Source organism: Enterobacter cloacae complex sp. IR5459, assembly GCF_049238005.1.
In the GTDB taxonomy this organism is placed as follows: domain Bacteria; phylum Pseudomonadota; class Gammaproteobacteria; order Enterobacterales; family Enterobacteriaceae; genus Enterobacter; species Enterobacter hormaechei_C.
In genome coordinates this window covers 240,582-263,438 of record NZ_JBMKIG010000005.1, presented here as the reverse complement: position 1 = coordinate 263,438, position 22,857 = coordinate 240,582, and the positions used below count along the sequence as shown (strand labels likewise).

General features: G+C 56.4%; 20 protein-coding genes. 17 read left to right on the top strand and 3 right to left on the bottom strand.

All coding sequences use genetic code 11. From position 1 onward, the window contains the following. Positions 1-35 precede the first annotated feature (35 nt). The 3 genes from ACOTX4_RS12990 to ACOTX4_RS12980 form a co-directional block, all read right to left on the bottom strand. Positions 36-1,718 carry an alpha,alpha-trehalase gene (locus ACOTX4_RS12990; RefSeq protein WP_045332135.1) on the bottom strand — a complete coding sequence of 561 codons (1,683 nt, stop codon included), beginning with the start codon at positions 1,716-1,718 and terminating at the stop codon, positions 36-38. Between the two features lie 212 nt (positions 1,719-1,930). After that, positions 1,931-2,941, bottom strand: coding sequence for a type I glyceraldehyde-3-phosphate dehydrogenase (gap, locus tag ACOTX4_RS12985; RefSeq protein ID WP_045332133.1), 1,011 nt, complete (start codon positions 2,939-2,941; stop codon positions 1,931-1,933). Positions 2,942-3,019: 78 nt separating this feature from the next. Further along, positions 3,020-4,000, bottom strand: coding sequence for a GlxA family transcriptional regulator (locus tag ACOTX4_RS12980; protein ID WP_045332131.1), 981 nt, complete (start codon positions 3,998-4,000; stop codon positions 3,020-3,022). An 847-nt stretch (positions 4,001-4,847) separates the two neighbouring features. On the opposite strand from ACOTX4_RS12980, the gene ACOTX4_RS12975 reads away from it, so the two are divergent. The 17 genes from ACOTX4_RS12975 to ACOTX4_RS12895 all read left to right on the top strand — a co-directional run bounded on the left by ACOTX4_RS12975 (position 4,848) and on the right by ACOTX4_RS12895 (position 22,849). Beyond that, a complete protein-coding gene (locus ACOTX4_RS12975) occupies positions 4,848-5,342 on the top strand; it encodes a hypothetical protein (RefSeq protein WP_006810964.1) in 495 nt (164 codons plus the stop codon). Between the two features lie 23 nt (positions 5,343-5,365). Then, positions 5,366-5,869 carry a type VI secretion system lipoprotein TssJ gene (gene tssJ / locus ACOTX4_RS12970; RefSeq protein WP_015570327.1) on the top strand — a complete coding sequence of 168 codons (504 nt, stop codon included), beginning with the start codon at positions 5,366-5,368 and terminating at the stop codon, positions 5,867-5,869. 28 nt (positions 5,870-5,897) lie between these two features. After that, entirely contained in the window at positions 5,898-7,241 is a 1,344-nt protein-coding gene (gene tssK, locus ACOTX4_RS12965; RefSeq protein ID WP_022651416.1) for a type VI secretion system baseplate subunit TssK, read from the top strand. 17 nt (positions 7,242-7,258) lie between these two features. Beyond that, positions 7,259-8,497: a DotU family type VI secretion system protein gene (locus tag ACOTX4_RS12960; RefSeq protein ID WP_003859963.1), complete on the top strand. Its 1,239-nt coding sequence runs from the start codon at positions 7,259-7,261 to the stop codon at positions 8,495-8,497. A gap of 2 nt (positions 8,498-8,499) precedes the next feature. Next, positions 8,500-12,120, top strand: a complete 3,621-nt coding sequence (gene tssM / locus ACOTX4_RS12955; protein ID WP_045332129.1) for a type VI secretion system membrane subunit TssM — start codon at positions 8,500-8,502, stop codon at positions 12,118-12,120. A 16-nt stretch (positions 12,121-12,136) separates the two neighbouring features. Beyond that, positions 12,137-12,853: a type VI secretion system-associated protein TagF gene (gene tagF, locus ACOTX4_RS12950; RefSeq protein ID WP_006810959.1), complete on the top strand. Its 717-nt coding sequence runs from the start codon at positions 12,137-12,139 to the stop codon at positions 12,851-12,853. Positions 12,854-12,864: 11 nt separating this feature from the next. After that, on the top strand, positions 12,865-13,881 hold the full coding sequence (tssA, locus tag ACOTX4_RS12945) for a type VI secretion system protein TssA (protein WP_045332128.1): 1,017 nt from the start codon (positions 12,865-12,867) through the stop codon (positions 13,879-13,881). 75 nt (positions 13,882-13,956) lie between these two features. Then, entirely contained in the window at positions 13,957-14,481 is a 525-nt protein-coding gene (gene tssB / locus ACOTX4_RS12940; RefSeq protein ID WP_022648413.1) for a type VI secretion system contractile sheath small subunit, read from the top strand. A gap of 3 nt (positions 14,482-14,484) precedes the next feature. Beyond that, complete coding sequence (tssC, locus tag ACOTX4_RS12935; protein ID WP_006810956.1) at positions 14,485-15,984, top strand: type VI secretion system contractile sheath large subunit; 1,500 nt, start codon at positions 14,485-14,487, stop codon at positions 15,982-15,984. Between the two features lie 374 nt (positions 15,985-16,358). Beyond that, complete coding sequence (locus ACOTX4_RS12930) at positions 16,359-16,841, top strand: Hcp family type VI secretion system effector (RefSeq protein ID WP_014884229.1); 483 nt, start codon at positions 16,359-16,361, stop codon at positions 16,839-16,841. Between the two features lie 58 nt (positions 16,842-16,899). Further along, positions 16,900-17,382 (top strand): type VI secretion system amidase effector protein Tae4, encoded by a 483-nt coding sequence (locus ACOTX4_RS12925; RefSeq protein ID WP_006810953.1) that lies wholly within the window; start codon positions 16,900-16,902, stop codon positions 17,380-17,382. After that, complete coding sequence (locus ACOTX4_RS12920; protein WP_032658941.1) at positions 17,379-17,732, top strand: T6SS amidase immunity protein Tai4 family protein; 354 nt, start codon at positions 17,379-17,381, stop codon at positions 17,730-17,732. Before ACOTX4_RS12925 ends, ACOTX4_RS12920 begins: the two co-directional genes overlap by 4 nt. Positions 17,733-17,774: 42 nt before the next feature. Next, positions 17,775-18,764: a hypothetical protein gene (locus ACOTX4_RS12915; RefSeq protein WP_006810951.1), complete on the top strand. Its 990-nt coding sequence runs from the start codon at positions 17,775-17,777 to the stop codon at positions 18,762-18,764. A 1-nt stretch (position 18,765) separates the two neighbouring features. Next, positions 18,766-19,164: a hypothetical protein gene (locus tag ACOTX4_RS12910; protein ID WP_045332127.1), complete on the top strand. Its 399-nt coding sequence runs from the start codon at positions 18,766-18,768 to the stop codon at positions 19,162-19,164. 112 nt (positions 19,165-19,276) lie between these two features. Beyond that, the gene (tagH, locus tag ACOTX4_RS12905) at positions 19,277-21,052 is read left to right on the top strand and encodes a type VI secretion system-associated FHA domain protein TagH (protein ID WP_045332126.1); all 1,776 of its coding nucleotides are present in this window, start codon (positions 19,277-19,279) and stop codon (positions 21,050-21,052) included. Beyond that, complete coding sequence (locus tag ACOTX4_RS12900) at positions 21,049-21,846, top strand: PP2C family protein-serine/threonine phosphatase (RefSeq protein WP_003859969.1); 798 nt, start codon at positions 21,049-21,051, stop codon at positions 21,844-21,846. Before tagH ends, ACOTX4_RS12900 begins: the two co-directional genes overlap by 4 nt. Before the next feature lie 16 nt (positions 21,847-21,862). After that, positions 21,863-22,849, top strand: a complete 987-nt coding sequence (locus tag ACOTX4_RS12895) for a hypothetical protein (protein ID WP_045332125.1) — start codon at positions 21,863-21,865, stop codon at positions 22,847-22,849. Positions 22,850-22,857: the final 8 nt, after the last annotated feature.

Below are 22,857 nucleotides of genomic sequence, written 5' to 3'. Positions count from 1 at the left end.
TCGCCCCTTTGGGGAGAGGGTCAGGGTGAGGGGCGCTACTGCGCCGCCTGTTTCGCAGGTGCAACATCATCGTTTGCCGCAGGCTGATTCTCCGGTACGGTGTCGCATGGCTTCTCTTTCGGGCAGACCATGTCCAGCATCCTGAGCGTCACGCCGTTACTCCAGCCGAAACCGTCCTGCAACGGATACTCACCGCCGCCACCGCCGGTACCGGTCGAAGAGACATCGTACTTCTCAACCAGTTTCTTCTCGCGATCGTAGGTATGCTGAACGTTTTTCAGGAAACGCCAGGTCACGTCCATCGCCACTTTCTGCTGACCATAGTTCTGCAACCCTTCCACCGCTACCCACTGCAACGGCGCCCAGCCGTTCGGCGCATCCCACTGCTGCCCGCTGTTGATGGTGGTGGTAGAAATACCGCCCGGTTTCAGCAGGCGCGACGATGCGGCTGCGGCCACTTTATCGGCGCGATCCTGTGATGCGGCCTTCACATACAGCGGGAAGAGGGCCGCGGCAGTCAGCTGATTACGCACCTTCCTGGTTTTCAGATCGTAATCCGCATACCAGCCCTCTTTATCGTTCCACAGGTGGCTCTCTATGGCTTTCTGACGCGCGGAGGCCAGCGCGTCATATTTACTTGCGCTGGCGGTATCCCCGTCTTCCTGGCTGGCACGGGCCAGCAGTTTTTCCATCTTAAACATCAGCGCATTCAGATCCACCGGCACGATGCTGGTGGTGCGGATGGTATCCAGCTTCTGAGGATCGTCCATCCAGCGGGAGCTGAAATCCCAGCCCGAGGCCGCGGCAGAGCGCAGATCGCGATAGATCTCGGTGGCCGGACGGTTAGGGTTATTTTTGGCGGTGGTGACGTCATCCAGCCACGACTCAGGGCGCGGCGTGTCCCGATCGTCCCAGTAGCGGTTGAGGATCGCGCCGTCATCCAGCTTCACCACGCGTTTGTTCGCCTGACCAGGCTGGAGCCCATCAGCCCCCTCCATCCAGTAGGCATACTCTTTTTCCATCTGCGGACGGTATTTCTTTAACGCGTCGCTGTCATGCGTGGCCAGCAATTCCACCATCAGCGAGAAGAACGGCGGCTGAGAGCGGCTCAGGTAGTAGGTGCGGTTACCGTTAGGGATATGGCCCCAGGTATCAAGCTCGTAAGCGAAGTTGTCCACCATGTCGCCGATCTTATCCCAGTGGCCGCTCTCGGCCAGCCCCAGCATGGTGAAATAGCTGTCCCAGTAATAGACTTCGCGGAAGCGTCCTCCCGGCACGACATAGGGTTTTGGCAGAGGCAGGAGGGAGTCCCATTTGTTCGCTTTGTCGGTGGTGCGGGTCAGAACAGGCCACAGATCGTCTATGTGTTCGCGCAGGCTCTGGCCCTCAGGGGGAACATATTTCTCACCCTCCTTCGGCAGGATAAAGTTCATCTCCACGAAGTGGCGCAGGTCAAAACCGGACTGGGTATGCTGCATCCGGTAATCCGCCAGGATCATTAGCGGGTCGCTTTTGGGAACGGCATCCGCGAAGGTTTTCTGATCCGGGAACAGTTTGGCGCTCTGTACGTCATTAAAGAGGGGGCCAAGAAGAATATCAGGTGAGCTTTGCTGGCTCGTTGGCTGGTCTTCAGCATAACCAAATGCGGTAACACCGAGTAGTGCGCCTGCCAACGCAAGGGGTAAAAAAGCGGGGCGTCGTGCACGAGGTCTTATCATCGGTTCGTCTCCTGTCTTCACTGAGCAGCGTGACCGCTGTTGTCAATTACCTGAAAACCTTAGACGAATATCGTTAACTTCGCGTGTTGAATATCCCATTTTTCACATAACCAGATAATTCGGGTGCGCTTTCACAACACCGGGGTGGATTACTTAATTTTTAACCACATCACAGAAAGGCCGGGTAAGCTTCAAGCCACCCGGCTTAAGCCCTACAACCCTTTTTTATCCATAAGCACCGCCAGATCCACCAGACGGTTCGAGAAGCCCCATTCGTTGTCATACCACGACAGGATCTTCACCATATTCCCGCCGATCACCAGCGTTGAAAGCCCGTCGATGATGGATGAGCGCGGGTCGCCCTGATAATCACGGGAGACCAGCGGTTCATCGCTGTAGCCCAGGATGCCTTTCAGCGGCCCGCTGACGGCGGCCTGACGGAACGCGTCATTCACCTCTTCGGCGGTCACGTTGCGGCTCAGCGTCACCGTCAGATCGACAATCGACACCACCGGAACCGGTACGCGCAGGGAATATCCGGTGAGTTTACCGTCAAGTTCGGGGATCACTTTCCCGAGCGCTTTTGCCGCGCCGCTGGAATAAGGCACAATCGATAATGCTGCCGCGCGCGCGCCGCGCAGATCTTTTTCCGGCTGGTCATGCAGCGCCTGGCTGTTGGTGTAGGCATGCGTGGTGTTCATCAGCCCGTGTTCAATGCCAAACTGCTGGTGCAGCACCTGCGCCGCTGGCGCCAGACCATTAGTGGTGCAACTCCCGTTGCTGACCACAAAATGCTGGGCCGGATCGTACAGCGTGTGGTTCACGCCCATTACCACCGTCAGATCATCATTTTTAGCCGGGGCGGAAATAATGACGCGTTTTGCGCCGCCGCTCGTGATATGCACCGCTGCTTTTTCACGTTCGGTGAAGAAGCCGGTCGCTTCGATTACCACCTCAACGCCCGCGTCTTTCCACGCAATGTTTCCCGGGTCGCGTTCACTGAACACGGTGATGCGTTGCCCGTCAACCTGTAGCGCGCCGTCCGCCGCTTCAACGGGCACCGGCAGCGTGCCGAGCAGAGAGTCATATTTCAGAAGATGGGCGAGGGTTCTACTGTCCGTCAGATCGTTAATGGCCACAATCTGGAGATCCGGGTTGCCCAGCGCCGCGCGAAGAACATTACGTCCGATACGGCCGAAACCGTTAATACCGACCTTAACCATGATGCACTCCTTATCTGTGTTGTCTGGAGTGACTTTAGGTGTCAGGTCGGTTGGCGTAAATGACAAAAAAGGATCAGATTACGCCATTCTGCGGCAGTGGAAGCGCTGGCGATATTCGCCCGGCGTGAGATGAAGCTGCTTTTCAAAAACGCGGCGCAGGTTGATGCTGGTCCCAAACCCGCTTTTTTCGGCAATGACCTCAAGCGGATACGAGGTCTGCTCCAGAAGCTGTCGTGCGGCGGTCAGGCGCGCTTCGGTGACATAACGGGCCGGAGGTACACCGACGTCACGCGTGAACACGCGGGTGAAATTGCGCGGACTCATGGCGACCCGTTCGGCCAGCCTTTCGACGCACAAATCTGCGGTGAGGTTTTGCAGGATCCAGCTTTGCAGTTCGCTAACCGGTCCGGTCGCGCCGGACTGCTCCAGTTTATAGCGGCTGAACTGTAGCTGGCCGCCAGGCCGACGCAGGTACATCACCATATCCTGCGCCACGTTGCGGGCGAGGGTGAAGCCGTAATCATCCTCCACCAGCGCCAGCGTCAGATCAAACCCGGAACTGACGCCGCCGGACGTCCAGACGGGGCCATCCTGAATATAGAGCGGGCCGCCCTCAACGTTGACCGCAGGATAGCGGGTTTTCAGGGTTTCCAGCAGCCGCCAGTGGGTCGTCGCCCGGCGCCCATCGAGCAGTCCGGCCTGTGCCAGCAGCAGGGCCCCGCCGCAGACAGAGGCGACGCGGCGCGCATGCGGCGCGGCCAGGTGCAGCCAGTCCACCACCGCGGTGCTCTCCTGTTCATTCATGCCACGACCGGTAATGATGATCGTATCCAGCGGCTCGCGCGGATCCAGCTCCGGCAGGCGATAGTCCGCCAGCAGGTTTAAGCCGGACTGGCCGTGGATCACCAGGTGAGGCTGGGTGGTGGCGATAATGATGCAGTAGCGGGGCTGCGCCAGGCCGTCCGGGTGCAGCCGGTTGGCCTGCATCAGAATGTCGGCGATACCGGCAGCCTCAAACAACATGCCACCGTCAGGTACGATAATCAGGATCTTCTTCATGTCCTGAAAAGTACCTTTATCACAAAATAAGTCAAGCGGCAGACAAACACCGTCGCAGAGACAAATGAGGCGTGCCGGGTGAAAGCCTGGAACGGCAGATGTTGGAAAGAAGTAAAAGAAATATGTAGTAACGGTAAAACTTTTTGCGTTAGGTTTACTGTTACTGCCGCTGAAACCCCCAGTTTATGGGCTGCAATGAAGTGTTCTGAACAATAAGAGAACAAAAAGATGTAGCCATGCTTAATTATTAAGGCTCAAAAAATAACCTCGGAGGATAATTTCGGCTAGGTTATTTCGGATCGCGAAATTAAATCCCTGCCATTTTCTTCACCGTCATTTGTTAATGCAGGACGCTCGCACCCAATAAAAGTTATCTTCCAGATGCAACAATGAAAATATCCCAGATATATCCCACAGCGCACAGAAAAAATGAAATTCTACTAATTATGGTAGTGGCAATAATAAGGGGTTACGTTAATGATAGTGGTTCTCTTTTGCCTTTTTAGCCATTAATTTTCATACAGTTACGCTAGAAATTCGTCTAAGAAAAAGACGATTTCAGCTAAGTGCGCATTTTTTATGAGATTAATCCTATAATGCATTGGGCGTATCATTAAACGCCATTAAGCAGGCAAGGAATATTGAATTGATGACAAGCTCATGTAAACTTGTCTACCGTTTGTCAAAATATGTCAGGAGCATGCTGGGCCCATTTCTGTTGGGTTCGTGCGGTAGCTATGCCATAAAATAGTTACCTGCTGAAAATATCCCGACTATTTTAACAATAGCACCTAAGTCAAATTTTATCCCCTCTCTTCATCCTCTAAATATCGCTACGGAAAAGCATATGAAACTGCGTGTATTGTTATCACTTCTGTTTGTTATGGCGGTGGCGGGCTGTAAGGCGCCGCAAAAACCAGCGATCACCGATGATACGATTGTGACCAGCCAGGTGAATGGCATCACGCTGACGCACCGTCACGCTGTTACCCCTCCGGCGGAGTTCACTCAAGTGAATGAACCGTATCGTGCCATGTACCCGGCATCCCTGATGAGCCGTCCTGACTACGGTGGAAAAGTGATCCGTACGCTTGAGACCGGCAAAACTTACGTCGTGCTGGGGCAGGTTGAACATTTCTGGATGGCGCTGGCCGATGAAGGGAGTGAACAGCTGATTGGTTATGTGCCGATGCGTGCCGTGATCAAGGCTGACCAGTACGAAGCCACCGTGCGTAAACAGGCACTGCGCCCGAAAGCGCGTAAGAAAACCACCTGTGTTGATGTCGATGGCAACAGCAAAGCCTGCAAAGACAGCGCGAACGGTACCTGGATCCTGAACTAAACGGGTTTCACGAGCATATTTTTATGAATAATAAAAATTTTCATCGGATGTGGTTCCCTTTTTTTGCGTTGATTTTCGCGCTGATCGGTGGTTGTACGTCGTCTTCACACAGCGACCCCTCCCGCTACAATCTTCAGTTTCAGGCTCATCCTCAAATCAATGATTCTGCGCCGCTTAAGGTCAGAGTGTTGCTGCTGAAATCCGATGCGGATTTCATGTCCAGTGACTTCTACTCCTTACAGAACAACGCGTCAGCCACGCTTGGCGCGAATCTGCTGAACAGCGATGTGTTCTTCCTGATGCCGGGCCAGCTTTCGAAAACCCTGAGCGGGCAAAGCTCACCGGAAGCGCGTTATATCGGCGTGATGGCGGAATACCAGGCGCTGGACGGCAAAAAATGGCGCGTCTCACTTCCTTTGCCTGTTCCCGGCGAAAACGCGATTTACCAGTTCTGGAAATGGTCCGCAGATGAACTCCAAGCCAGCGTCTTCCTTGACGTAAATGGTATCCGGGTCATCAGCCAGTAACGCCCTTCATAACAGGAAAGAGATCATCATGACGAAAGCAGAAAAGGTCGTCTGGACCGAGGGCATGTTCCTGCGTCCCCACCATTTTCAGCGGACAGAAAGTTACCTCCTCAACCACGTTCGTGAGTGGGGGGCCTTGCAGCGTTCGTATCTCTGGGGCTTTCTCGACCTTGAGCTGGATGAAGCGATGCTTCGCCAGGGCTGTATTGCCCTCAGCTACTGTAGCGGTTTGCTGCCTGACGGCACCTTTTTCCAGGTGCGCAGCGACCGCAACGGTCCGGCTCCGCTAAAAATCCCCGATAATCTCACCAATGAAAAGGTGGTGCTTGCGCTGCCGGTTCGTCGCGGTGGCCGTGAAGAGGTGATTTTCAGCGAGGAGCAGTCTTCTCTGGCGCGTTTTATTACCTTTGAACAAGAGGTGGAAGACGACAACGCGATGTCGGTCGGGGAGGCGACGGTTCAGTTTGGCCGCCTGCGTCTGACCCTGATGCTGGAGAAAGATCTGACGGCAGAATGGACCGCCATCGGCGTGGCGTACGTCGCTGAAAAGCGTAACGACAACCACGTGCGGCTGGATAACAGCTACATCCCGCCAATGCTGAACGCCAATAACAGCCCGCAGCTGTACGGCATGATCAATGACCTGCACGGCTTGCTGGTGCAGCGTAGCCAGCAGATCGGCGGCCGCCTGCGTCAGCCGGGGCGTTTCAATACGTCTGAGATGGTTGAGTTCACGCTTCTCTCGCTGATCAACCGCCACCTTGGCGATGTCTCACATTTAAAAACGCTGCCGCTGCTTCATCCGGAAGCGCTCTGGCGCAGCTGGCTGCCGTTTGCCACGGAGCTCGCCACCTGGACGCCGCAGCGTACCGCAGAGAGCATACTGCCGGTATACGACCATGACGATCTCGCCGTTTGCTTCAGCAAACTGATGCTGATGCTGCGTCAGGGACTGTCGCTGGTGATGGAAGATCATGCCATCCAGCTGCCGCTGCACGAACGCTCCCACGGTCTGAACATCGCCACCGTGCCGGAGACCAGCATGGTCCGCGAATTTGGCTTCGTGCTGGCGGTAAAAGCCAATGTCCCCGGCGAACACCTGCAAACCCATTTTCCTGCCCAGATGAAGGTTGCGCCAGTCTCGAAAATCCGCGATCTGGTTCAGCTTCAGCTGCCGGGCATCATGCTTCGGGCAATGCCCGTCGCGCCGCCGCAGATCCCGTGGCATGCAGGCTACAGCTATTTCGAACTCGAGAGGGGCAGCGAACTGTGGCACGAGATGGACAAGTCCGGGGCATTCGCGCTGCATCTCGCAGGGGAATTCCCGGGTCTCGATATGGAGTTCTGGGCCATCCGTAGCCCGACAGAATAATAAAGCGAGCGCTTAATATGCAGGAACGACAGGATACCGGCAGTGATGCCGTGTTTACCGGAGCCAGTGGGAACAATCAGCTGGTGGCGGCCGCCAATCCGCTGCTCAATGCGATTCCGCAAATCCGTCATTCGGTTTCCCACGACGATCAGGTCGGGCTGCGCCAGCGCCTGATTGACGAAATTCGCCGTTTCGAGGTGCGATGCCAGCAGGCGGGCTTACCGTATGAAGTGATTGTCGGCGCGCGCTACTGCCTCTGCACGGCGCTGGACGAAGCCGCCGCGCTGACTCCCTGGGGAAGCAGCGGCGTCTGGTCAAGCAATGGTCTGCTGGTGACGTTTCATAACGAAACCTGGGGCGGCGAGAAGTTTTTCCAGCTGCTGGCGCGTCTGTCGCAGAATCCGCGCGAACACATTCTGCTGCTGGAGATGATCAACTACTGTCTGCTGCTCGGCTTTGAAGGCCGCTACCGCGTGCTGGACAATGGCCGGACCCAGCTTGAAACCATCAAACAGCGCCTGTGGCAGATGATCCGTGGCGTGCGCGGCAGCTACCCGCCGCCGCTCTCGCCGCACCCGGAAGATCGCCCCGTTCTGCGCAAGCTCTGGCGGCCGATGATCCCACTCTGGGCGTGCGTGGCGCTGGTCGGCTTTATCGCCTGCCTGTTTTATATCGTGCTGAACTGGCGTCTGGGTGATAACACCAGCCCGGTACTGGCGAAAATTTACCAGTCCCAACTGCCGGAAACCACGATCCAGCAGCCTGCGCGTCAGCTGCCGGCAGTGCTGAACCTGCGCGGCTTCCTGAAACCGGAAATTGATGCCGGTCTGGTGGCCGTTAAGGATGAGGCGGATCGCAGCGTGGTGATCCTGAAAGGGGACGGACTCTTTGCCTCGGCCTCAACGGTGGTGCGCGATCGCTATGAGCCGGTCATCGACCGCATCGCCCAGGCGATGAATAACGTCAGCGGCAAAATTCTGGTGGTGGGGTACAGCGACAACGTGCCGATCCGCAGCGCACGCTTCGCCTCCAACTATGAACTCTCGCTTGAGCGCGCCCGTTCGGTGCAAAAACAGCTCCAGGGTAGCCTCTCGCAGCCTGAGCGCGTCAAAGCCGAAGGGCGGGGTGAGATCAACCCGGTAGCGCCTAACACCACGCCTGAAAATCGCGCCCGTAACCGCCGCGTGGAAATTACGCTGCTGGTATCGCCTGACAATACCCAGGCCGAGCTGAACGGATTGCCGCAAGGAAACTAAGGATGCTGACTACTCTACTTTCTATACTGACCAATCGCATTCTGTGGAGCTTCCTGGGCGTAACGGCGCTCGCGGCGGTCATCTGGATGATTGGCCCGCTGTTGTCCATCGTAGATACCCGCCCGCTTGAATCAGAGCAGAACCGCGTCATCAGCATTGCGGTGGTCTACCTGATTTGGGCCCAGAGCCATATTCTGCCACGGCTGTATAACGCCTGGCTGAACCGTAAGCTGATGGACAAGCTCAACGAAAATACCACCAGCCCGGAGGCGGCCGATCCGCAGAAACGTCTGAACAGCGAGGAGCAGATCCTTGCCGGGCGTTTCGATGAAGCCGCCCAGATGCTGAAAAAAGCCCACTTCAGCAAAGCGGGACATGGCGCACAGTGGACGCAGCGCTTCAGCACGCAATACCTCTATCAGCTGCCGTGGTACGTCATTATTGGCGCGCCAGGTTCCGGTAAAACCACCGCGCTGGCCAACTCCGGGCTGCAATTCCCGCTGGCGGATCGCTTCGGTAAAACCGCGCTGCGCGGCATTGGCGGCACGCGCAACTGTGACTGGTGGTTTACCAACGAGGCGGTTCTGCTGGATACCGCGGGGCGCTATACCACTCAGGAGAGTGAGCAGGTTCAGGACGCCGGGGAGTGGCTGGAATTTATCAACCTGCTGCGTAAATACCGCCGTCGCCAGCCCATCAACGGCGTGATTATTACTATCAGTATTTCCGACCTGCTTTCGCAGTCCGCTGAGGCCTCCCGACAGCAGGCGGTCAACCTGCGCCAGCGTCTCTCCGAGCTGCATGAACAGCTGGGTATTCGCTTCCCGGTTTATGTGATGGTGACCAAAGCGGACCTGCTTAAAGGCTTCCGCGCCTGGTTTGCGGATTACGACAAAGCCCAGCGCGACCAGATCTGGGGCTTTACGCTGCCGTGGGAGCAGACCAAACACGCCGATTACGATCTTATGGGCAACTTCCAGCAGGAATTTTCCCTGCTGCAACAGCGTCTGGATGCGGGCCTTCCGGAAACCATGCTCAAAGAGCATGACGCCAAAACCCGTGCGGAAGCCTATCTCTTCCCGCAGGAGTTCGCCGCGCTGCGTCCGCTGCTGGCAGACTACCTGAGCACGGTCTTTGCCCGCTCAAACTTCGAAACCGAATTTTCGCCGCGCGGCATCTACTTCGCCAGCGGCACCCAGGAAGGGATGCCGTTTGACCGGGTGATGGGCGAGCTGAACCGCGCGCTCTCCTTACCTGAAGGGGAGGAAAGCACGCGCTGGGATTCGGTGAGCAAAGAGGCGCCGATACCGGGCGCGAAGGGTCAAAGCTTCTTCATTAAGAACCTGCTGCAAAACGTGATTTTCCAGGAAGCGGGTATCGCCGGGGAAAACCGCTGGTGGGAGCTTCGCAACCGCGCCGTGATGTGGTCCGGCTACGCGGCGCTGCTGGCTCTGCTGGTGATCCTGGGTGGCCTGTGGCTGACCAGCTACGCTAAAAATAAAGCCTATCTGGAAGAAGTGGACGCAAAAGTGCCGATGCTGGAGCAGCAGAGCAAGGCGCTGCAAAACCAGCCCCAGCGCGATCTGTTTGCGCTTCTGCCGCTGCTTAACAGCCTGGTGGATCTGCCGAAAAGCGATGCCTTCGACGTTAACGACCCGCCGGTTTCCCGCCGCATGGGGCTTTATCGCGGGGATGACGTCAGCGATGCCTCGCAGTCTCTGTATCAGAAGGCGCTGGATCAGATGCTGCTGCCTGCCGTGGCGATGCACATTACCACCTGGCTGCGCAACGACAACGGCAGCGACGTGGAATACAGCTATGAGGCGCTGAAAGCCTATCAGATGCTCTACCAGCCGAAGCACTATGACGGCAAATTCCTGCACTCGTGGGTGATGCTCAACCTGCAACGCAACCTGCCGCAGAACGTGACGCAGGCGCAGCTTCAGGAGCTGGAATGGCACCTGACCCAGCTGCTGGAGCCAAAAATTCAGGCTTCACCGTATGCGCAGGATGAGGATCTGGTGGCCCGTGAAAGGGCGCTCATCAACCAGCAGCCGCTCTCCACCCGCGTATATGGCCGCCTGAAACGTCTGCTGGAGCATGATGAGAACCTGAAGCCGGTTTCGCTTTCAGATCTCGGCGGCCCGCAGAGCGAGCTGGTGTTTTCCCGTAAGAGCGGCAAGCCGGTGAGTGAGGGCGTGCCGGGGCTCTATACGCCGGACGGCTACTGGAAGAGTTTTAACGACCAGATCGACAGCGTGACCACCGCCCTGCACGAAGATGATGCCTGGGTGCTGGGAGCAGCCACCGCCCAGGAAGATAAACAGCAGATCGATAACGCCGTGCGCCAGCTCTACATGCGCGACTTTATCGTCAACTGGGATCGCTTTCTCGCGGACATACAGCTCAACAACAGCGCCGATCTTTCCCAGCGCATCAACACCGCGCGCCTGCTTTCAGGCACCAACTCGCCGCTGCGCCGTCTGGTACTTAACCTGAGCAAGGTGCTGACCCTGTCGCGCACTGCGCCTGCCCCGGAAGATGCGCAGAAAGCGGAAGACCAAAGCAACCGCGCCACCCGTACGCTGGAAGCGCTGTTCAGCAACGGTGACAATGCCCCGACGCAGGGCGCGGTTGTGACGCAGGCGCCTGAGCAACTGGTGACCGACCACTATGCGCCGATGATTGAGCTGGCGCAGCCGCTGGAGAAGGGCGGTAAGACCATCGTCTTTGATGATTTTCTCAAGCAGGTTGACGAGCTTTATCGCTACCTGACAGCCGTTCAGGATGCAGCAAACAGCGGTATGCCCGCGCCGGGCGGCGATGCCATCAGCCGCCTGCAAGCCAGCGCGGGCCGTCTGCCGGGCGGGCTGCAAACCATGTTCAGTAATATGGCCGTGGGCGCCAGCAGCGATACCCAGCGTCGCGATCTGGAGAACGTGCGTAAGCGCATCAACGTGGAAGTGGGCGGGTTCTGCCGTCAGGCGATTGCCGGGCGTTACCCGCTGGTGCGCAGCGCCAGCACCGAGGTGACGCCGGACGATCTTGCCCGCATGTTCGCGCCGGGCACCGGGCTGATGGACACCTTCTTTCGCGACAACCTGACCAACAAGGTGGACACCACCCAGGCGAACTGGCGCTTTATGCCGGGCATTGACGGTAAAACGCTGCCGGGCAGTGAAGGGCTGCTGCGTCCGTTCCAGCAGGCGCAGTCTGTCCGCGATGCCTTTTTCGCCAACGGCGCGACCACGCCATCCTTTAAGGTGACGGTGCGCACCGTGCGGATGGACAACACCATTCTGAACCTGACGCTGGACGTGGACGGCCAACTGCTGCGCTACAGCCACGGTCCGCAGGCGGTGCAGATCATGACCTGGCCGGGGCCGGGCGGGACGAACCAGGTGCGTATGCAGCTCGGTCTGGCCAATGGCAGCACCGCAACGCTGGTGACCAACGGTTCCTGGGCGCTCAACCGCTTTTTCGACAAGGCGCGCACCAGCCCTGGCGCGGGTAGCCTGAGCCGTCAGGCCACGTTCAACGTCGACGGACATCAGGTCACGCTGGAGTTTGCCCCGAACAGCATCCGCAATCCGTTCCAGCTTCCCCGTTTCTCATGCCCATAACCGCAAGGACAGCCGTATGACGAATACCCCTGCGATGAACCGATATAGCTGGTATGGCAAATTACCCAGCGCCGGAGATTTTTTGCAGCGTCGCTTTCCGGATACCCTGCAACGCCAGTGGTCGCACTGGTTCCAGGTCGGCCTGCTGGCCTGGCAACAGGAAGAGCAGCGCAGCGGCGAGCGCCCGTTTTCTAAAGCCCCGGTGTGGAACTTTGTCGTCCCGCCGATGCTCGGTAGCCAGATGATTCAGATGGGCTGCCTGCTGCCGGGCCGTGACAGCGTAGGCCGCCACTATCCGGTATGCCTGCAACTGAGTTTCACTCCCGCCGAGTGGTCATCCCGCCTGCTCGGGCAGGCTGAGAGCTGGTACCAGCAGCTTGGTCGTCTGGGGCTGCACGCGGTGCGTAACAGCTATTCTGCCTCCCAGCTGGATGAAATGCTGATGACCATCCCGGCGCCCCAGCCGGTTGAGCCGCAAAAGCGCTCCGACATTCTCGACGTGATTGGCTATGACGACGAGGGTCAGAGCACGCTGGGCTGGCCGCAGGCGGCGGAGTGTTTTGATCCGCTGCGCCAGACCAGCTACTGGTGGACAAACCGCTGCGACGGCTATCCGCTGTACACCCACGTCCACAGCGGAAACTTCACCGGGCAGCTCTTTACGCTGCTGTTCGATCCGGCAGGCGGCGCCCGTCCGGGCCGCCACGGTCTTTACCCGCCTATGTTTGAATAAGCAGGGATCTTATGAATATCGATGAATTTCTCGCGCCGATAAGCCCCGACAACCCCTGCGGTGAAAACCTGGAGTACGACGCTGATTTCCAGGCCATGGGGCAGGCCAGTCAGGGCAAAGCCGAGCAGCAGTTTGGCGACACCATCATTCCGGCAGAGCCTGCCGACTGGAACACGGTGGAAAAACTCGCCACCAGCCTACTGGGACGCACCAAAGATCTTCGCGTCATGCTGGCGTTAACCCATGCCTGGACACGTCGTCGCGGGCTGGCAGGTTACGCCGACGGGCTACTGCTGGTGCAGGAAGCCCTGTCCCGTTACTGGGAGCAACTTTACCCGCTGCTGGAAGAGTATGGCGAAACCGATCCGTTCTACCGCATCAACGCCCTCGCCGGGCTGAGTGATAAATCTGACCTGACGGTCGCGGTGCGTAACGCCTCACTGCTCCGCTCAAACGGCGATGAGATCTCGCTCCGTGACGCCCAGGCGCTGCTTGACGGCAGTAAAACCGAGTGTCCGGATTATCCGGGCGGGCGTCCACGACTGATCGATGAGCTGGCCCGGGGCGATCAGCCCGGCACCGAAGCGGTAATCGTGATCAACGAACGCCTGCTGTCCATCCGCGAGCTGCTTACCGGGCATCTCGGTGAAAGCGGCGTACCTGAGATGGAACAGCTGCTGAAAACCGTCGGGCTGGTCGCCAGCGCGTGTCAGGTGACCGACATCAGTAAGCTGCTGCCGAACCGTGACGCGCAGGCTGAACAGCACGCTGAGCCGCAGCCTGCGGCAGCGCAGCCCGTTCAGCCGGTCACCGACTGGCGCAGCCTGCAGGTGACCAGCCGCGCCGACGCGCAGCTAATGCTGGAAAAAGCGAAACAGTACTTTGCGCAGTACGAACCCAGCCACCCCGCACCGCTGATGATTGAACGGGTGCAGCGGCTGTCTGAACTCAACTTTATGGACATTATTCGCGACCTGGCGCCAGACGGCGTTAACCAACTGGAAAACATCTTTGGACGCCGCGAATGACGCGTCCTGGCATTATGACGACAGGCATGGAGTCTGCCGTTTCACCTTCACCGCGCATCTTTGATGGAGAACATCATGGCAATGAGTAACAGTGGACAGAAATTCATCGCACGCAACCGTGCTCCCCGCGTGCAGATCGAATACGACGTAGAGATCTACGGTGCAGAACGCAAAATTCAGCTGCCGTTTGTGATGGGCGTTATGGCCGATCTGGTTGGCAAGCCGGTGGAAAACCTGCCAGCCGTCGACGAGCGTAAATTCCTGGAAATCGACATCGACAACTTCGACGAACGCATGAAGGCGCTGAAGCCGCGCGTGGCGTTCCAGGTAGATAACACCCTGACCGGCGAAGGTAAGCTCAACGTCGATCTGACCTTTGACAGCATGGACGACTTCCTGCCGGACGCGGTGGCCCGTAAAGTAGAGCCGCTGAACAAGCTGCTGGAAGCCCGCACCCAGCTCTCTAACCTGCTGACCTACATGGACGGCAAAAACGGCGCGGAAGAGCTGATTGCAAAAATCCTTCAGGATCCGACGCTGCTCAAATCCCTGAGCCAGATGCCAAAAAATGACGAAAGTGCGAAAGGTAGCGAGGAATAATCGATGAGCAACCAGACTCAACAACACGATCAGCAGGCGGGCCAGGCGTTCAGCCAGGACGAGTTCAGCGCGCTGCTGAATAAAGAGTTCCGCCCGAAAACCGATCAGGCGCGCTCTGCCGTAGAAAGCGCGGTTAAAACCCTGGCGCAGCAGGCGCTGGAAAACACCGTGACCTTCTCAAACGATACCTACCGCACCATTCAGAACCTGATTGCCGGTATTGACGAGCAGCTTTCGCAGCAGGTGAACCAGATCATTCACCACGAGGAGTTCCAGAAGCTGGAAAGCGCCTGGCGCGGCCTGAGCTACCTGGTGAACAATACCGAAACCGACGAGATGCTGAAGATCCGCTTTATGAGCATCTCCAAGCAGGAGCTGGGCCGCACCCTGAAGCGCTACAAGGGCGTGGGCTGGGACCAGAGCCCGATCTTCAAAAAAATCTACGAGCAGGAGTACGGCCAATTCGGTGGCGAGCCGTTTGGCTGCATTGTGGGCGACTACTACTTCGACCACAGCCCGCAGGACGTTGAGCTGCTGGGCGAGATGGCGCGCATTGGCTCCGCGGCCCACTGTCCGTTCATCACCGGTACCGCACCGGGCGTGATGCAGATGGAGTCCTGGCAGGAACTGGCTAACCCGCGCGATCTGACCAAAATCTTCCAGAACACCGAATACGCCGCCTGGCGTTCACTGCGTGAATCGGAAGATGCCCGCTATCTGGGCCTGGTGATGCCGCGCTTCCTGTCGCGCCTGCCGTACGGCATTCGCACCAACCCGGTCGACAGCTTTGATTTTGAAGAGCAGACCGACGGCGCGAACCACAACAGCTACTCCTGGGCGAACGCGGCCTATGCGATGGCGGCCAACATCAACCGCTCCTTTAAAGAGTACGGCTGGTGCACCTCGATTCGCGGCGTCGAATCCGGCGGGGCGGTGGAAAACCTGCCGTGCCACACCTTCCCGAGCGATGACGGCGGCGTGGACATGAAGTGCCCGACCGAGATCGCCATCAGCGATCGCCGTGAAGCGGAACTGGCGAAAAACGGCTTTATGCCGCTGGTTCACCGCAAAAACTCCGACTTCGCCGCCTTCATCGGCGCGCAGTCCCTGCAAAAACCGGCCGAGTACCACGACCCGGATGCCACCGCTAACGCGCGCCTGGCCTCCCGTCTGCCTTACCTGTTCGCCTGCTGTCGTTTTGCTCACTACCTGAAGTGCATCGTGCGCGACAAAATCGGCTCCTTCCGCGAGCGCGAAGAGATGGAACGCTGGCTGAACGACTGGGTGATGAACTACGTCGACGGTGACCCGGCGAACTCCTCCCAGGAAACCAAGTCCCGTAAACCGCTGGCGGCGGCGGAAGTGCAGGTGCAAGAAATCGAAGACAACCCGGGCTACTACGCCGCGAAGTTCTTCCTGCGTCCGCACTACCAGCTGGAAGGTCTGACCGTTTCCCTGCGTCTGGTATCTAAACTGCCGTCGCTGAAGACGAAGGACGCGTAAGAGCGTCAGACTGCTGACTACGTGCGTTTTGTGAGTTTCGCCCGGCGGCGCTACGCTTGCACGGGCCTACAATCAAACGTGCAATCAATTGATATCGTTGCTCAATGTAGGCCGGGTAAGCACAGCGCCACCCGGCAAGAAAGACGGCTAAATTGCTAATGCTGTCCTTAACTGGTTCCACAATAAAGCACAGTAATAAAGACTTCACATTCATTCCGTTATTTCGGGGGAATGTAAGACTGTCAAATGACACGGGTCGTTTGATATGAGGCAGAGGTAAAATATGGACGGTTTTATTCAGCCCCATGCTTTCCTGTTTGCCATATAAGGGCTTTTTCGAAAGCAATATTGTTCATCCACGAAGAGTAGATATTATGGCTATTGATATGTTTCTGAAGGTCGAGGGTGTTACGGGCGAATCTAAAGATTCTAACCACACCGGCTGGACTGATATTACCTCCTTCTCCTGGGGCGCGTCCCAGCCAGGTAATATGAGCGTTGGCGGTGGCGGGGGTGCCGGTAAAGTTAACTTTAACGACCTGCACGTTAACGCTCTGATCGACAAATCCACTACAGCAATCCTGAAACACTGCGCAAGCGGTAAACACCTGACCAAAGTTGAACTGTCCGTCTGCAAAGCGGGTGGTCAGCAGGTTGAATACACCCGCATCACCCTGGAAGACGTTCTCGTGACTTCCGTTCAGTACACGGGTGCAGACAACGGCGATACCGTTGGCGTGACCTATGCATTCCAGGCTGCGAAAGTGAAACAGCAGTACTGGGAGCAGACCACTGCCGGTGGTAAAGGTGCTGAAAGCAGCGCTGGCTGGAACATCAAAGAAAACAAAGAAGCGTAACAGGAGTGGGCCCGAAAGGGCTCACTTTATCCTGTACTTTCTAAAAGGGAAAATATTTATGCGTCCTGCTTTTGGTGCCGCCTGGAACAGATTTAGAGAAGTTAATGTCAATGTCGAAACGGTGGGCAAATTATTGGGTGGAAAAGTCCAGCACAATATTGAAGCCGGAATTTTCCAAAATGCATGCCCCATTCGTATGAGCTACGTTTTAAATTATTGTGGCGTTCCAATTCCCTCCAACAGCAGATATGCGACGGTTACGGGGAGTGATAAAAAACGTTACATGTATCGCGTAAAGGATATGATTGCTTTTCTGCCAACTGTACTGGGTAATGCAGATATGACGGTGACGTCTCCAACACCAAGCCAATTTGCAGGTAAACAAGGTATTATTATCTTTAGCGGTCACGGCTGGAGCGATGCCACTGGACATGTCACGCTCTGGAATGGGAATATTTGCTCCGATGATTGCCATTTCTTGGGTTCTCCCGGTAATGGTTCGTTTATTCCTGGCAGCGCTACGCTCTGGAGCCTGAAATGAGACGTTTACTCGCTTTCGTACTCGCGTTAAATACCTCATATACCATCGCCCATACTCTCCCGGACGTTAACACCTTTTCTCAACAACAGATTTTTGAAAACTGGGTGCAGAATCGCTGTATCGGCAAGATTGCGGACAGTGCGACGCTGAAAAATGATGCAAAGGCAAGCGCCGCAGCATGGCTGGAAGTCAGTAACCTGCCTGCCGAGAATTTCGAAAAAGCCGACGAGGTTATTAACTCCTTACTGAAACAAAAGCTAGGTGGTACGGCACCGGCAAACTATGAGGTATTAAAGTGCAGCTTAATATCCCATAGCGATGCGATTCGCCAACTCAATGTCCAAAAATAAACTTTCTGCAAAAGCTACACATTAAAAATACAAGGAGTTTACATGGCAAGTCCGTCAAACGTTGCTCCAGGTTACTGTGTCGTTCAGCAACCCGGCACTCTGGATTTTCAGGCAAGACAGCTATTTGGCACTGCGCGCAATGAAAAATCCGAGTATTTTATGCAATTGAATAAAGACACTGCGTGGCTCAAACCCGGACAAATATTAATTGTTGCTGACCCGCTTGGCGATAATCAAACTCAACAGATCAATAGCTTAGCCATTGCAAAAAAGAAGGTGACCAACGCGCTTGCGACTTTGGATGGAGCCACCGCTGAGTTTTTGAAAAATAATTATGATAATATAAAAGCCATAACAGGCTGGGGCGATACAATCGTCGGGGGCGTGAGCGGTACAGGTGAGTCATATTTTAAGCAAATTGAAAATATTTTAATTAAAATTGAAGCCACCTATCAAAATCAGTACAGGACACAAGGTGCGCTTTTTGGCCAACAATTTTATGCTGAGCGCAATGCGCTTTTCGCGCAATTGAAACCCTTGTTAAATAAAATAACTAAAAAACAGCTTAAGTTTAAAGATTATGCGGATCTTAAGAGAGCATTAGGACTGTCCACGAAATCAATAGTCCATGAATGGAGTACAGTTGGTATTGGTGCAATCCCTGGCTACTCAACATATATTGACAGAGCAGCCAGAATATCCTCTTACCTGAAAGCAGGTGGATGGGTTGCTTTAGGTTTTTCTTTTATGAATACGTCTAACGAAGTTTATCATGCCTGCACTACTGGAAGAGAACATGAGTGCAGCAGAGTTGCAGTGACAGAATATAGCAAATTTGGAGGCGGTGTCGCTGGTGCTGCATTAGGCTCCTCCCTTGCGGCTCCTGTTTGTCTTGCATTAGGTGTGCCCACAGCGGGGACAGGTACACTCATCTGTGGTTTAGTGGTTGGTGCAGTCGGGGCAGCGGGCGGAACACAAATCGGTGGGTTTGCAGGAGAACAGCTAAACAATTTAATTTTTAGCGGAGAATAAAGTGATTTTTAATAATATTTACTCTGCTGTTATTATCTGTCTCTTTATTGCTTTTATAGGCATAGTTATTTCATTTTATATAGACTATCGGAAAAATTATCGACAGGTTAATCAAATATATGCGATATTAACAAATCAACAGTTGCTCAAAAAAGAAGATTATCAAACCTGGCAAAATCTTGGGTTCTGGGGATTTGGTTTCCTCACCACAATTTTATCACGGGTCTTACAGGGTAAGCGTGTGAGATTAACTGAGTGTCGTTGGCTTGAGCCACAGTCGTGCAATAAAATTTTTTCTGATTTTGATTTGTCATGGGTTAAGTCGTATAGAAGAAAAATATTTATTGCCACTGTTATATTTTTACTGCTGTTAATTCTTTCGAGCATTAATAGTGTCTAATTTTATGTTGAAAATTTTAACGATGCCTTTCTGAATTAACCCCCAAACCCCGCCGTTTTCACCCCCGAGAGCGGCAGCGTTTGAGCGCTAATCATACCAGCAGGAATACGCCATGCGATTCACGATTATTTCTACGAAACCCGGTCATCAGCCGCCGCAAAGCAGCTGTGATTTTTATGCCCCGGGCGGCACCATTGGGCGCGGTACGGATAACAATCTGGTGCTGCCGGACAATGACCGCACTATCTCGCGTTTGCAGGCCATCGTTCACGTCGACGCCAGTGGCGAATGCCGCGTCACGAACCGCGGCAGCGTTACCCGCGTGGTACTGAATGATATCCCGCTGGAGCGTGGGCGTCAGGTTGAGCTTCAGGACGGGGATATTCTCGGTATTGATGATTATCGCATTGAAGTCAGCGAACTCATTCATGACACCCAGCCCGTAAGCCGCATGGCGGCCAGCATGCAGCAGGCGCGCCCAGCGGCGACACCTGCTCCGGCGCCACAACCGAAACCGGCCAGCGCCGCGCCTCGCGGAAAAGCTGAACCTACGGCCGTGCCGTCGGAAATCTGGGACAGCCTGATGCAGGAGTTTTCCATCTCCGACAGCATCTCCAGCAACCGGGCAAAACCACAGCCCGCGGCATCCCACGATCCGTTCTCTCAGCCTGCGGCCCCGGAGCGGAATGCCGAAGATCCGCTGGCAATGTTTAACGACGCCGAACCGTCGCTTGAACGTAAAAACGTTGACCCGGACACGCTGTTCAGCGATGAAGCGTTGTTTAAAAAAGAGAGCATCTTGGACGATGTCACCCCTTCAACGCTGGTACAGCCGGACGAAAGCAAACCTGCCCAGCCAAAGGAAGAGGCGTCGGACGAACTTGATCCGTTAGCCCTGTTTGGCGGGTCGGCGAGCGCACCTGCCGCGCGTCACGATGACCCCCTCGGCCTGATGGGTGGCGCGCCGTTAACCCATCCGGATGAAATCGTGGCCGATAAGCCGGAGCCAAAGCCTGAACCGCAAGCCGCACAGGAAGAGGATGCGCTGGCCAGCTCACCGCTGTTCGATCCGGAACCGACTGAACCACAGGATGCGCCGCGCGCGGAAGAAGAGCCCGCGCGTCCCGATTACGCTGGCTTCACCATGCCAACGCCGCAGGCCGTGGCGCGCAGCAACGCGCAGGCGCCTAAAGGCCGCCTGCGTATCGACCCGGTTAAAAACGCTGCTTCGCCTGCTGCCTCCGCGCAGACCGGCGAGCGGGGCGAGGTGCTTCAGGGCGAACTGCTGGAGGCGCTGCTGGAGGGCATGGGCCTGAGCGAAATGCAGCCGGTACCGCAGTTTGACCGGGAAAATATGCGTCAGCTGGGGCAGATCCTGGGCATGTTCTCGCAGGGGACCGTGGCGCTGCTCTCCTCGCGCTCCATCCTCAAGCGTGGGGTGAAAGCCGATATGACCATGGTGCTCGACGATGCGAACAACCCGTTCAAACTGTTGCCGACCGGGAAAACGGTGCTGATCCAGATGTTCGGCACGCCGATGCCGGGCTTTATGCCGCCGACCAAATCGGTGCGTGATGCGCTAATCGATCTCCAGGCGCACCAGCTGGGGATGATCTCCGGTATCCGCGCCATTATCGCCGCCATGCTGCAATCCTTTAATCCGGAACAGCTGGAAGAGCAGGCGAAGCAGAACGGGATGACGTCACGCCTGGCGCTGCCGGGCAGCCGTAAAGCCGCGCTGTGGGATTATTTCGTTCGCAGCTATGGCGAGACGGCGGGCGAGATCGAGGACGACTTCCATACCCTGTTTGGCGAAGCCTTCCTCCATGCCTATGACATGGAGGTCAATCAGTACAAAGACTCACAAAGCGGATCGGAAGAAAAATGAATATCGCAACGGCTTCTCTCTCCCGCCAGGGGACGCGCGCCAGCAACCAGGATCAGACGGGAGAAACCATCGGGGAACGTTCAGCCTGCTTTGTCGTCTGTGACGGCATCGCGGGCCTGCCGGGCGGCGAGGTGGCCGCTGAGCTGGCCCGCAACAGCATTATTTCCCGCTTTGACGGCGACAAGCACCTTAATGCGCAGCATATTCGTGACTACGTCCAAACGGCGAACCGCACCATCCTCAGCGAACAACAGGCCGTGCAGGACTATCGCCGGATGGGCACCACGCTAGTCAGCCTGTTTATCGACAGGGATTACCGTCTGGCTTACTGGGCGCACGCCGGAGACAGCCGCCTGTACCTGTTTCGCCGCGGCTGGCTGTGGCATGTCACCACCGATCACAGCCTCGTCCAGCAGATGAAAGATGCCGGGCATCAGACCGACGATCTCAACAGCAACCTGCTGTATCTGGCGCTGGGTATTGAGAATGGCGGACCGGAAGCGAGCTACAGCGATGTCGTGCAGGTCGAGGACGGTGATGCCTTCCTGCTCTGCACCGACGGTTTCTGGCACGGCGTCAGCGAAGAGCAGATGAAGCAGTCGCTGCACATGGTCAATACGCCACAGGAGTGGCTGACCTTAATGAACCAAATCATTCAAAAGAATGCCGAACAGGAGGGCAATGCTCAGGATAACTATACCGCCGTGGCGGTGTGGATGGGCAACCCTCAGGACACCACTTTGCTGCATACGCTCTCTGACGCAGCACAATTTCTTCCCTGCGGAACTGATTAGACACACAAGGATTGATATGAAACTTTGGCTATCGGGTTTGGCTCTTCTGACGGTGGCGACCACCGCACAGGCTGAAAACTTCCGCATCGTGCAGTCTCCTGCGCAGAAGCTGGATATCTGGATCGACAACATTAAAGACAATACGCCGCAAAGCTGGTGTAAGGCGGACGTGGCGCTGCGTATCGTGGCGAACGGCAAGAAAGAGGTTTCGGTGCTGGAAAACTTCGTGCCGCGCCTTGGCTCGCTGCTGGAGCACCAGTGCAGCAAGCTGAATACCCTGAACTGGACGCTTAACGATCCGGAAGGCACGACGCTTGCCCGGGGCACAGCGGCTAAAGCGCAGGACTGGGCGCTGGTGGTGAAACAGCAGGAAACGGCGGCGGCAACGACCACCACCTCAGGCGCGCTGCTGCCGCCTGACCAGAATCCGGAGACGCACACCGTGGCGGCAGATCGTACGCCATGGCAGGAGTTCACCCTTCAGGACGGTTGCCACCTGCGCACCTTCTGGGAGGGCGGTTCCTCCGCGCCGGCGCTGTTTATTCCGGATTCCGACACCACCCGCTGCGGCAACGGTAGCTGGCTCAGCGGCCACACCGTGGTGACGCAAAATCGTAACGGGACGCAGAAAGCGATTCCGGTCACCTACATTCACGGCTTCCCGGTGATGGGACTGAACAACGCGGTCGATCCTGAAAAGGCGCTGATCACCTCCGTTAACAAAGAGCGCATGGTCTTCAGCACCCCGAACAGCGACCAGAGCTGGATGATCCTGCCGTACGACAGCACTCTGAACGGCTGGAAGAGCAACGGCACGGTGGCGGTGGAAATCACCCGTGAGATCGCCAGCGACGACGCCAGACTCCAGGCGCGTATCGCAGAGATGAAGAAGATCTGGAGCGCATGGGTTGCACCGGGCGCGGAGCTGAACGTTGTTCTGATTGACACGCTGCGTCCGCAGCTGCGCGATCCGGCAGTGGGCACCTGGCGCGCGACGAATTAAGGAGGGGC